The organism is Bradyrhizobium sp. CB82, from assembly GCF_029714405.1.
In the GTDB taxonomy this organism is placed as follows: domain Bacteria; phylum Pseudomonadota; class Alphaproteobacteria; order Rhizobiales; family Xanthobacteraceae; genus Bradyrhizobium.
The window spans coordinates 3,715,122-3,728,289 of record NZ_CP121650.1; the positions used below are offsets into that span (position 1 = coordinate 3,715,122).

General features: G+C 57.3%; 7 protein-coding genes. All 7 read left to right on the forward strand.

Annotated elements, in window-relative coordinates:
* The first annotated feature begins 321 nt into the window (after positions 1–321).
* The 7 genes from QA640_RS17835 (at position 322) to QA640_RS17865 (ending at position 13,158) form a co-directional block, all read left to right on the forward strand.
* Positions 322–768, forward strand: coding sequence for a MerR family transcriptional regulator (locus QA640_RS17835; protein ID WP_283041887.1), 447 nt, complete (start codon positions 322–324; stop codon positions 766–768).
* Positions 769–866: 98 nt separating this feature from the next.
* Positions 867–1,154 carry a VIT domain-containing protein gene (locus QA640_RS17840; RefSeq protein WP_283041888.1) on the forward strand — a complete coding sequence of 96 codons (288 nt, stop codon included), beginning with the start codon at positions 867–869 and terminating at the stop codon, positions 1,152–1,154.
* A 123-nt stretch (positions 1,155–1,277) separates the two neighbouring features.
* A complete protein-coding gene (locus tag QA640_RS17845; protein WP_283042817.1) occupies positions 1,278–1,757 on the forward strand; it encodes a recombinase family protein in 480 nt (159 codons plus the stop codon).
* An 841-nt stretch (positions 1,758–2,598) separates the two neighbouring features.
* On the forward strand, positions 2,599–5,199 hold the full coding sequence (locus QA640_RS17850; RefSeq protein WP_283041889.1) for a metallophosphoesterase: 2,601 nt from the start codon (positions 2,599–2,601) through the stop codon (positions 5,197–5,199).
* Positions 5,200–6,800: 1,601 nt separating this feature from the next.
* Positions 6,801–7,070 (forward strand): hypothetical protein, encoded by a 270-nt coding sequence (locus tag QA640_RS17855; protein WP_283041890.1) that lies wholly within the window; start codon positions 6,801–6,803, stop codon positions 7,068–7,070.
* A gap of 192 nt (positions 7,071–7,262) precedes the next feature.
* On the forward strand, positions 7,263–9,161 hold the full coding sequence (locus QA640_RS17860) for an alpha amylase C-terminal domain-containing protein (protein ID WP_283041891.1): 1,899 nt from the start codon (positions 7,263–7,265) through the stop codon (positions 9,159–9,161).
* A gap of 31 nt (positions 9,162–9,192) precedes the next feature.
* Positions 9,193–13,158: a TIM-barrel domain-containing protein gene (locus QA640_RS17865; protein ID WP_283041893.1), complete on the forward strand. Its 3,966-nt coding sequence runs from the start codon at positions 9,193–9,195 to the stop codon at positions 13,156–13,158.
* The last annotated feature ends 10 nt before the right edge of the window (positions 13,159–13,168 follow it).

Consider the following 13,168-nt stretch of genomic DNA (forward strand, 5'->3'; position numbering starts at 1 on the left):
AGGGATGACCGCTCGCACTCTGTTCAGGTGAATCAGAGCGCGCCGAATTTCCGCATGGATAGGTCCAAGATGCGTTTGATACCAAAGGCGCGCCAGCTCCGGGTCCGCAGGCCATCCGGAATTGCGGAGCTTTCCGACCATCTCAACGAAGGACGCAGCGGTGCGGCCATTCAGCGGATGCTCCTCGCATTCGCGACCGTTAAGTTCGTGCAGCACCGAGGCGGCCAAACCCGCAACCGTAAAGCTCCGTCCTTGACAGTAACTGTCAAAGGTGGTAGACAGTAACTGTCAAAGGGAGGTGCATGCAAGAGGGAGGGCGAGGTGGACATCAAGGAGCTGGCGCAACGGGCGGCAATGCCGATCCGAAATGTCCGCTACCTGATTTCCGAGAATTTCGTGGATCCGCCGCGCACTGACGAGGGCGGGAAGGCGCACGCGCATTACGGAGAGGAGCACCTGGCCCAGATCCGGGTGTACCAGCACTTGCGGGACGCCGGAATGTCCCAGCGGGAGATCCGCGCGCACATCGAAGGTCGCTCCGCGCACGAGGTAATCAAAGGAATCGATGAGGTCGTGCGCCAGCTGGCTCCGGGTCTCAAGCTCAAGGTAACTGCTTCCCTGATTCGGGGAGATGTCGATGTCGACGAGGTGCTCGCGCGCGTTCGCAGCATCCTCGAAACGGTGAAGCACGGTAAGTCGGTCAAGTCGGCCAGATCAGGCAAATTGAAAGGAAGGCGCAATGCCCGCTCGGAAGCCGAAGATCGTTGATTCTCTTCAGCCCTTCCGCGAGGGTGTGCGGGCGCTGGTCCGAGGCGACGAGCAGCCAGTGCCGCTGATCTCGACCGCGTTCGCCGTGGAAATCCGCGGTGGGTGGCATCGCAGCGGTGACGTCCGTGCGCACGTTCCGTAACCAGGAGAGCCAGGACATCGAGCCGACGATGACCTTTCCGGTTCCGGTCGACGCGGTACTCTGCTCACTCAAAGCCCGGATCGATGGCCGGGAGCTCATTGCCGTGGCTGCACCTAAGGAGGAAGCCCGCGAGACCTACGAGGTCGCGATCGACGGCGGCAGGTCAGCCGTATTGCACGAGGAGCTGATCAGCTCCGAACTAGCGTGGAAGCAGTTTACTATGCCGAATTCTGAAGGAAGTTGAAGTGGTCGTGGCGACCTAGGTAGGCAGGAGGTTATTCTGATTAAGTCGGCAAGCAGATGGGCAACTTTCCATATCGCGAGCTCGGGCGCCAAAGGGCGCGACAAGCGCCCGGGGTTCGATCGACTGCTCAAGGACGCCACCGTGCGCAAGATCAACATGATCGCTGCTTGGTCGGTCGATAGGCTTGGCCGCAGTCTTCAGGATCTGGTGGCTTTCCTAACCGACTTGCAGGCGCTTGGATGCGATCTCTACCTGCACCAGCAAGCGCTTGATACCAGCACGCCGTCGGGCAGGGCGATGTTCCAGATGTGCGGCGTCTTCGCCGAGTTCGAGCGCGGCATGATCCGGGAGCGCGTCAACGCGGGTCTCGCGCGAGCCAAGGAGCGCGGCGTCAAACTCGGTCGGCGTCCGGTGAAGCCGGCCATTGAGGCCCGCATTCGCGAACTGAAGGCTGAGGGGATGGGCATTCTCAAGATTGGCCGCACTGTGGGGGTGGGCACAAGCGTGGTGCAGCGGGTCCTTGGCCAGCGAGCGACAGGCGGCGCTGTGGTTGGTCGACGAGCGTACTGCGGAGGCTCGGGAACGGGACATCGCTGTTCCTGAAGAAAAGGACAGGTGAGAGTGACTCGGGTCCATCCATCCTCGTCGACGGTACTGGAAGGGGCGATCGAGCGACTTTTGCAGCAACGTATACGTCGCCACTGAGCAGTAATCGGTGCACGGTTTGGTGACGACGAGCGCAATAAGACGGCAGAAAGTATATCCTACAGTTGCGGCCGGCTCTCGCCTTGGACACCGCTGACCAGCAGCTCAGTGGACGTGAGGGCTATGAGGAAGTCGCGAACGCACTCGCCGCCGGAAGGGCACTCGCGGCTCGGAACAAAAGCTAGCCGGTGCGGCCAGCAAAGCTGGAGAGCTTTCGGATCTGCTTTCTGAAGCTTTGGGGTAAGAAAGCCGCGCGTCGCGGCACGCCTCCGCATGCCCTCAATTGCTGCTTCGAGCGCGCCCTCTGGGCTGGGTATAAGCGATGCGGTCAGGGAAGCGCGCGAAGCCCAACATCTTACCCCACGACTATTGTTCGCTGTCCTTGGCGTCACGTGCCTGGAGAAACCGGCCGCTCTTGACCGGGTCAATCCGATCGGCCTCGGGGGGCGCCGCGCCCACTGCGCCCAACGCTCAACCTCGTCGTCCTGAGCTTCGATCGCCGTCCGGAAGGCCGGTTTGACCGCACGAACGTAAGCGCGGATGTCGGGGGCTCGCCGCATCGTCGCCGCTTTGTCAAGCAGCCGGCAACTCGCGCTTAGGCGCCGCTGGCGCAAAGCTGTTGACTGGCGGCTCCAAACGCGCCGCGGCGAGTCAAGTCGACCTCTTTACAACCGGCGACATGTAGGCCCATGATGCCACAACAGCTGAGCCGACCACTCGGCAGGAGTGATCGCTTTCCATGCCCAAGATCGCGCACATCTCTGATATCCACTTCGGCAAGACCTTTGACGTAGACGTTTGGAGAAACGTGCGCAGGCGGATCCAAGAATTCAACCCCGATCTCCTTATAGTTTCTGGCGACGTCGTTGATCACCCGCGGCCGTTTCAAATGATGGCCGTAAAGGCCGAACTGTTAGACGTCTGCGCGAGCTGCTCCTCGGAACCGGAGCTGTTCATTGTCCCAGGTAATCACGATGTCCGGCTTTGGGGAAATTTGCGTCTCCGGGTTTGGCCGAGGTGGCTCGAACGTATCCTCCTCCCGGAATGGTTCGAACGGATTATGTTCAGCGATATAAATGAGGCGAAGGAGAAAATCGAAGCCGAGCTTGGCATCTCGCTCGGGTTAAACGAGAACTGCAAGAAGTTGACGTGGAGACGCAGACTCAAAGGGCTAAAGCCCGGCAATTGGATCCGCCGCTACGTCAAAGCGAGTACATGCGATGGGCGTGTCCAAAGCTGCGATAGGTGCCGCAACGGGGGTATTTGGCCGACCGAGAGCTTACATCGCCGCATCACAATCGTATGTTTCGACTCAAACCCGGCGAAGGGACGCGGCCGCGCGTTTGCGTCTGGCGAGGTTGGCCAAAGTCAAATCACACGATTGGATCACGGTCTCAGAGCGGAGCAGAGCCAGGCGTGCCCAAAAACGTGTAAAGCAAAAAATACCGACGCCGTTCTGCTTCGCATAGCCGTTCTGCATCATCATCCGCTACCGATTGCAGTTTCCGCTGCGTCGTTCCGAACGATTGCTCGTGAGGCGAAGCTCGAACCTTATCTCGTGCTTCGCAACAGCGGAGACCTTCTCCAGCAGCTCCAGAACCACAAGTTCGACCTGGTGTTACATGGCCATAAGCATAGACCTCAGTTCGCGCGACTTGAACTAAACACCGATGGAGCGGATCCGTACCCCTTAACGGTGCTCGCAGCCGGCAGCACAGCGAAGGCCGACGAGGACAAGGCGAACAACACCCTGCGGCTGCTTGAGACCGAACCCAACGGACGCCTTGCAGTACGCACCATAGAGCGCGGCGAGATTTGGAGCGACGACGAAGAACCGTACAGGGAGGAACTTCCTAAGCTCAAACAGCGCGCATTCAGCCGCGCACGGGAGCTCACCAAGCGCACTGCCGGCCTTCTGCGCTGGGAAACTCGAATCGATGCTGTCGGGAACGTCAATATGACGACCGAGGTACGCAAGATCAGATTGTTACATGGCGCGGAAGTTGTGAAAGGCTTTCCCTTTCTGGTAACCATTCCATCCCATGGGCAACGCTTTAATGACCTGATCCAGCTCGATCGACAATATCAAGATGCCATGGAATTGATGTGGCGGGCCGAGGACAATAACCTCTACGCATTGGACGATGTTCCGCAAGGTCAGCGTGGATATTGCTGGATCCAACTGAAACAACCACTCGAGCCCGGATCGTCGCGAGCTATTGACTACCGAATCCACCATGCCGTCACCAACAGCATTGCCATGAACAGCTGGGAGCTTGCCGAGCGGGCACGACTTGATGCCCGTCTAAAGGGGCGAGACCACGAAAGTGTCCGACGCTATGTTGCTTATCCCGCCGATCGGCTGTTGTTCCGATTGGTTTTGCCGCCCAGCCTCGCCGATGTCCATCCAGAGCTTCGCTGCCGCCGAGCTCCTCGGTACCCTGAGTTTCCGCTCACTTTCCTGCCAGATGTGGCGATGGAGACCGCGACGGCCGATCCCAGGTTCAGGACCTTTGATCACTTCGAGATCGACGACGATTTACAGGGGGAAGAACAGCACAAGCTACGGTACATCCCGCAGGAATTGGCTTGGGAGCTTGACATCGAAAACCCGGTGCCCGGCTACGTATACGAGCTGCGCTGGAAGGTACCCAAGGGCAACATAGCCGACGTTCCCGTACGCGACGGCACCACTGTGCGGCAAAAAATACTTTGTGATTTCCGCGACCGGATCCGGGAATACAGCGAAGCCGAGAAAAGCGGGGCCGGTAGCCCCAAGCTGGCTGAAGTGGACAGGGAATGCTGTAATTTGTTTAAGGACTTTGCCGCAACGTTGATGCAAGACCTCGCTGGCGTTGACCCATCCGAACGTCAGGCAGTCTTCCTCATGGTCTACGATAGCTCCAATTTGGAGCTCCATGCGGTGCGCTCCTGCCTCTCATGGTCAATCGAACCGCCACAATCATTTGCTGTACCTCTGGGAGGAGGCATCGCCGGAGCGGCGTTTCTCCAAAACAAGGTAATAGCTTGGGGGAAGGCGCCCGACAGCAAGAGCCTGATAAGGCCAAAGCCCCTGCCCGGTCTTGACCCGCAATACGTTCTGGCGCTGCCGATCTTCTACATCGGACAGAACGAATTGGTGATCAAGACAGGCGCCGTGATCGGCGTAGTGACCGTTGCTTCTGACTCTGTCGGATCTCAAATCGCCGACTGTTGTGGTGAGACCGCGGAAGCTGTTAAGCGCCGAGCGGACCTTCAGCTCAGCGCCCAGGCCGTCGTGACCACGATGTTGCATCGCCTTTCGCGGCAGTCGGTGCCCAATTCCCGTCCAACCCCATAACAGCCCGCTATTGATCGTTAACGCTTTCCTCAGAACGGTGGTTGATAATTGAGATAGCGAGAGACCGCCGCCTCGAGGACTGGGCCGGTGCGGATTGTCGTCAGGTTTCGAAAAACATGAAGTGAAGCAATAGCTGGTAGTGTGTATGATAATGCGCCGGCCAACAATTCGCCGGTACAAGCGTGATCGCGGGTACAGACCGAGCGCACAGTTGCAAGTCACTGCTGGCAGGCTTACCTTCCGAAAGCGGTCGCCGCCTAGGCCCGTTTGGTATGAAAAATGGAGCGAAGGATGATCACGAGTCTTGCTAAGAATGTAGAAGCCTATGATCCGGAAGCCGATCCAGCCAAGATTGATTGCGACTCGCTACGTAGCCGTGGATGGCCATCATCAGTACTGGATTGTGTACGAGCGCTTCAGATGTCCAGTTCGCATAGCTTGGAACTCGAGACGCCGCAGTCGCCGCATCCTGTGAACAAATAGAACGGGGCCTCTCTTCGGCCATTCAGAACGCCATCAGTTCGTCCCGTGGCGCTAGTCACGTCGCCATTAACTTTGCGCCAGTGCATCGGTTCGAACTGGTGGGGTGTGGTCGAAAGGGTGTAAGGTCGGCATGAGGCTCGGGTGTCGGCTCCAGGCTCGCGTCGATCACGCAGGCATCCTGTTCATGACGCGCCCCGTTTGGCCTTTGGTTGGAACCATACGCGAAAAGGCGCCCGCGAACAACTTGCGCGTTTGCACATTGCAACCTACGCAAAGCTGTCGTGCAGGTTTCTGCACAACCTCTGGTCGTTCCCCTGAGGCGGAACGCACATCCGGTAATATTGATTTCTCAGGTACGCGTTGTTTAGCCCGGGATCGACGTAGGCCAGTTCGTTCAATGACGGTGTCCGACAGATTGGCCTGTCCCGTGACACCGCCGCCTAAGCCGGCCGAGAAGGACTGACTAAATGTACCTTTTCCTGCCAACGTGACGGTCTTCAAAGGCTCAATCACGGAGACTCCGGGACTAAGGCCGGACTGCTCGTTGACGATAAGCGTCAGATCGACCGTCGCGTCCCACTTCTTCAGAAAAGCGAAGTAGGGATCAGCTAACCGACCCTTGGTCGCTAGCCTGATTTCGCATTTCACGCGCTCGACGATTTCGGAAACGGGTACTTGCCTCGTCTCCGTCTCGATTGAAGGCGTGGTCGTGCACCCCTGGAGCAACAAAGAATAACGGCCGAACCACATGCCTGGGTGGTAACGCTCGATTGGAAACAGCGATGATGCGCTCCGTTCTCAATATTCCCAAAGCCGCGCGAAATCCCATCGCGGCCGGGTTTGATGTCCCCCGCATATCCCTTCCCCCCAAAGGGCACTCAACTAAAGATTTAGCATTGTTGAAGCACGCGCCTCGGCTGCCGAGCGCAATTTCTTTGGCGAGTGATGAAGTTCGCAGCGTCTCTCAAAACTGGACGTTCCGGCCTCGACGCCCAACCTCGCGAATCTTCGCGCCACCAGTTTGCCCGCAGTTTCGACAGAGATGCCTTCGGATGTGATGTTTTGGTCTACTCGAATTTGCCGTAAACTGCGGCTGGACTGGAAAAGGAAGCAAACACATGGCTGACATGGACACCCGATTTGTGCGCGCCTGCCTCGATGCTCTAGCTCCCTCCCTTTCCGATGAAGAGGCGATCATGTCGGTCGAGAAAGGCCAAACCCGTTACGGTCGCCAGACCTACTTGTACTACCGGGTTCAGATAGCGACATTCGTCGCCAAGACCGGGAACTCTCCGGTCAATCCACGTGCCGTCTGTGTCGCGGTGAACGTCGATACGCCAGACAGCGCCGCGCTGGCTCCGCTTTCAGAGTGGGTGCCGTTTCCCTAGGCATCGTCATGCTCTCTGTCGCTCTGTTCGATCTGTCCGAATTTTCTTGCGCGCCCGGAAATCGCCTGTTCTACTTGCGGCTGTTCTTTCTAATTCGTTCATTGATGCCGGCTCGATCGGCGGCAAGCTGGTTTGGCCTCCAAGTAGGAGCACGAGTTGATCTCGCAAGACTGGATCAGTCTAGATACACCCATGGGTGCCACGCTCACCCAAGGGGGCGCGACCTTTCGGGTCTGGGCTCCGCGCGCGACTGCGGTTCACGTGTGTGGTGAGTTCAACGGCGCTGCTCAATGGGACCCGCAACCTGACAATCTCATGCGGGATGAAAGCGGGTATTGGACGGGATTTGTACCCAATGCCAAAGACGGAGATCTATACAAGTTCTATGTCGTAGGCATGGGAAGTAGCGGATACAAGCGCGATCCGTACGCCCGGGATCTCAGCATCGATCCGCCATTTCCCCACTGCAATTGCATCATTCGAGATCCGTCATCTTACACCTGGCACGACCAGGCGTTTGTGACGCCTGATTTTTCCGACATGATCATTTACCAGTTGCATGTGGGCGCCTATGCGCCCCCTTCAGTTGGTGCCAGAGGTACCTTCCTCGACGTACTATCTAAGATCGAGCATCTGGCTGCGCTTCGCGTGAACGTCCTGCAACTGCTTCCGATCGATGAAGCCGAAACCGATCCCACCATGGGCTACAACGGCTCGGACTATTTCTCGCCTGACTGGGGTTATGTTGTCTATGACAGGCAAGTGCTTCTTTCGCATTTTGTGACGGTGAACAGGCTCCTCACCGCGCGTGGCCAGCAGCCGCTAGCCAGCGCGACGGATCTCGTGCCGGGCCCGAACCAACTGAAAGTCCTTATAGACCTTTGCCATTTGTACGGTTTAGCGGTCATCTTTGATGTCGTCTACAATCATGCGGGCGGCTTCATCGGAGATGATGAGGCGATCTATTTCGGCGATCGCTTCACTGACAGCAATAACAACAATTCTCTCTATTTCACGGACCAGCCAATGGCCGGAGGCCTGTCCTTCGCCCTATGGAATCGGGACGTCCGTCAGTTTCTAATCAACAGTGCAGGGTACTATCTCGACGAATATCATGTTGATGGATTTCGGTATGATGAGACCAGTGCGTTGCTGCGGTTGAATCAAAGCACCGGCTTCGCATTCTGCCAGGATCTTACAAATACGGTTCGGTGGAAGAAGCCTCGTGCGCTACAGAATGCTGAGCACTGGCCTGTCACCTCTGCCATCACGGAAACGCCACCCGCAGGAGCGGGATTTGACGTGATTCAGCACGACGGTCTTCGCACCAGTTTGCGGAATGCAATCCAGCAGGCCTCCTATGGGGGTAACTTTCCTTTGCCTCTCTTAGCGGTCGCTTCGAACGTCAATCCGTCTTCCGTTTCTATTCCCTGGAAGGCGGTCACCTGCGTTGAGAACCACGACATCGTCAAGCAGGGCGAAGAACTTCGGATTCCTGCTTTGGCCGATGGCTCCAACGCGCGCTCCTGGTATGCGCGCAGCCGCGCTCGGGTTGCCTCCGCTCTGCTGTTGTTTTTGCCCGGAATCCCGCAAATATTCATGGGGCAGGAATTCCTTGAAGATAAGCAGTGGAGCGAAGTCCCGAACTCGCCGCTGCATATTTGGTGGGCCGGCCTTGAGAGCGGCGACCGCTCGATGAAGGATCATCTTCACTTTATGCAGGATGCCGTCGAGAAGCGCAGACGACATCCCGCCCTTCGAGGCTTCGAGGCAAGACCGTTTTATGTGTGTGAGAAAGATCGCGTGATTGCCGTTCATCGATGGATCGAGGCGGTTGGGCGTGATGTCGTAGTTGTCTCCAGTCTTAGCGATTCAACTTACTACGACTACGAAATTGGATTTCCAAGTGCGGGCCGCTGGCTCGAAGCCTTCAATTCCGATGCCTACGATCATTGGGAAAATCCATGGATCGTCGGCAATGGTGGCCAGATTTTTGCTGAGGGGAGGGGACTTCATGGATTCTCGGCGAGCGCATCATTGGTCGTACCTGCGAACTCGGTCTTACTTTTTACTCGCGACGAGGGTGACTAGCCGTCCTGTCGGTTTGTGCCGCAGAGCGACGTTGTGGTTTGCCGCGCTGACGCTCGGAACAGCTGCGATCTCTGGCCCATGCCTTTCTCAGAACGCCACGAACGTTTTGACGTTTCACAACGATGTGCAACGGACGGGGGCCAATCTTAAGGAGACGATTCTCAATACATCCAACGTCAATACCAAGAGCTTTGGAAAGCTGTTTTCGGTTCCCTTGGACGGCAACTCATTCGGCCAGCCACTCTACGTGACCTCCGTCGAGATCGGAGGTGCAGCCAGGAGCATGGTGTATGTGGCGACTTCCAGTAATGGCGTCTATGGCATCGACGCCCACACGGGAACGACCGTATGGCACATCAATCTGGGCAGCCCAATACCTCGTCTCGATGTGAGCGCGTATAGCCATGATCACATGCCGAGTTATGTCCCCCCGTACTATGATCTCTATCCGAACATTGGAATTACTTCGACCCCAGTGATCGACACTCAGAACCAAACCCTATTCGTGGTCGCGAAATCCAAGGAAGTCAAAGACGGCAAGCCCTCCTATAACTACTACCTTCACGCGCTGGATCTCCGCGATGGATCCGAAAAGAGCGGCGGCCCGATTAAGATCGACGCCCACATCAAGCCGGATGGGACTGTTACCTCGGCGGGGAGTGCGACTATCGATTTCGATCCATTCTTGGCGCTGAACAGGTCGGCGCTCTTGCTCCTGAATGGCCGTCTTTACGTGGCGTTTGCGTCGCAGGGGGACGTGGAGGACAAAGCGATCCGGCGATTTCACGGATGGATATTTGGTTTCGACACACATGACCTGAAAAAGGATCCTTGGATCTTTTGCACGTCGCCGACGAGTCAGCAGGCGGGAATTTGGCAATCGGGCGGGGGGCTGGCGGCGGACGAGAGCGGGCATCTGCTCACGGTCACCGGTAACGGCCCCGATATCGCGGGTAGTTACGGAAACAGCGTTCTAGATTTTTCGACCGCGCCCGTAATGAAGCTCGATGGTTGGTTCACGCCGGACAACACGGATTTCTTGAACACCTGGGATCTTGATCTCGGGTCGTCAGGTCCAACTGTGCCGCTCGGACCGGATGTGAAGGACCTTGTGATTACCGGTGGCAAAGACGGCATCCTGTATGTCCTGAAGCGGTCAGCCCTCGGGCAAGGACGCGCGACTACTGCATCCGCAGTTGTACAAGCGATCCGGATTACGCCCGAGCCGAAGCCTTTGCCTGCGCCACCTCACTATAAAGGACCGCCGCGCTACCATGGTCCAAACGACTGGCACCATCTCCACGGTACCCCTGTCTATTGGAAGGGTCCAAAGGGACCTATGCTTTACCTCTGGCCCGAGATGGACAAGCTCAAGGCATTTTCTTTTGAGCAATCCAAGCTCGGAAAACTTGTTGAAGGAAAAACGACCGCCGCTATGGGCATGCCAGGTGCCTCTCTCTCGCTGTCCGCAAATGGCGATCAGCCAGGCACCGGGATCCTCTGGGCATCGCGACCCCTGAATGCAGACGCAAACCGGCACAACGTGCCGGGCATACTTGAAGCTTATGATGCAGCGAACATAGCTGGCGCCGAACCGATATGGACCAACAGGCAAAAGGATGGGGGCGGGTTCTTCGCCAAATTCTCACCACCCACTATCGCTGACGGCCATGTCTACCTCTCGACTTTTGCCCCAGAAAATCCGGACCGCACCCCGACCGGCGCCTCGGCTGAACTAATCGCCTACGGCCTGCTCCAAGCCCCTCCGAAAGAATCTCAACTCAACGAGACGATCGATACTGGCGTGGTGCGCTTCTTTGCGGATAGTAAGTCACGCGAACAAGCCGAACCATCCTACGCCTTGCAGAAGGATTTTGCGGGTACTGGCCCGGCGCCGAAGGACTTCCCAGTCGTACCGAAGTTCAGCCAAGGCGCAGCTTCGATCCACATCGAACCCGGGACATCACTTTACGGGACCGGCATGGTCTTCGGTCATCTGCTACGCAATGGCCAATCCACCACCGCGTGGAACATGGATAATTACGGGTATCCCTACTACAACGATCACGCTACAAACCTCTACGAATCCCATCCTTGGATACTTGCGGTTCGCGCGGATGGATCTGCGTACGGAGTGCTGGCCGATACCACGCGGAAGGTCGTCATAGATACGACCACTGATATCACCTTCCGCTCTGACACGCCGTTCCCATTGATCGTCATTGACCGGAATTCGCCGCAGGACGTTCTGCGCGAGCTTGCCAAACTGACAGGTTATATGCCTCTCCCCCCGAAGTGGGCCCTCGGATATCACCAGTCCCATTTCTCCTACACACCCGAGCTTAAGGTCCTCGCGGAAGCATCTAAGGCGCGACAGGCGCGCATTCCGCTCGATGCCATCTACATGGACATCGATTACATGGATCACTATCGGATCTTCAGTTTCTCTCCGAAAACCTTCGCCGACGCGCCGGACCTCAACCGCGATCTGGCGGCTCTTGGGGTGCATAATGTTTGGATGATCGATCCAGCAGTGCGAGCGGAGACCTCGTCCGGTGCAAGTCCCGTGTTCGACACCGGCGTGGCTCAGAACGTTTGGGTCAAGGCCGCGGATGGCAAGGGGCCTTTTCGAGGTAACCAATGGCCGATCCAGGATCCTGACAAGACCATGAGGACATATTCACTGTTTCCGGATTTCACTTCTCCATCTGTTCGGACGTGGTGGGGAACTCTCTTCAAGGATTTTCGGGCCAAAGGCGTGGAGGGCGTCTGGAACGACATGAATGAACCGGCAGTGTTTGTGCCCTCTCACACGATGCCGGATGATAACCGTCACCTCGGTGATCCCGCGCTGACAGGCTACGACGGCCATCCGCAGGGAAATGGCCGGGCAGCAGGCCTTCATATCCGCTATCACAATGTTTACGGAATGCTGATGGCAAGAGCGACACGTGAGGGGATGGCCTCGGCCGCACTCGATCACCGTCCGTTCGTGCTCGCACGCGCCAACTACATTGGTGGACAACGGTATGCCGCGGCTTGGACGGGCGACAATACAGCCAATTGGGAGCATCTGCGAATGTCCATTCCGATGATCCTCAATCTGGGGCTCTCGGGGCAGCCATTCGCCGGCGCCGACATTGGCGGTTACAGGTATTCCAAAGACGAAAAGCAGCCACTCTCAAAGGACGAGGACGCCAAGCTCTTCGCTCGTTGGTTTGGGATTGGTGCTATGTATCCATTTAGCCGGGCACATTACGAACGAAATTTCGGCCCAAAGGGAACGCCAGCTCCTGGTTGGGCACGCGAGCCGTGGGCCTTCAGCTCGGATGTAGTTCGCAGTAACCGCGCTGCGATTGATAGGCGCTATCGGCTGTTGCCCTATCTTTACACTGTTTTTCACGAAGCCAGCAGCAGCGGGCTGCCCGTTATGAGCCCGGTGTTTTTTGCAGATCCGAAAGATCTGCAGCTACGATCCGTCGATGACAGCTTCTTGGTGGGATCAGATCTTCTGGTCGCTGCGCAGGTCGATCCCACTGCTGTCAAGGAGCCGACGCTGCCAAAGAGTGACTGGCATCGATTTGGACTTCCGCTCGAGGAAGAAAAGCCCGGAAACACCGATATTGACGCCCCCAATCTTCCGCGGCTTTACCAGCGTCCCGGCTCAGTCATCCCGACGGGACCATCGATGCAACATACTGATGAAAAACCGCTTGATCCGCTCACGCTACTCGTTTCTCTTGACGAGCAAGGCAAGGCAAGCGGAAGCCTCTACGAAGATGCGGGAGACGGCTTCGACTATCTGAAGGATGGCTACCGGCTCACCACTTATCGAGCGAGCGAGGCGGACGGTAAGGTCGTCGTGACATCTAGTGCTGTCGGAAAACTTCCTCTTCCGGATCGGTCCCTGACGGTGCGAGTATTCCGGAAGGGAAAGGAGTTTGTGGCGACCGGTAAGGACGGGACCGCGCTATCCATAGCGGTCGGAACTCCCTAGTTCGCCAGCG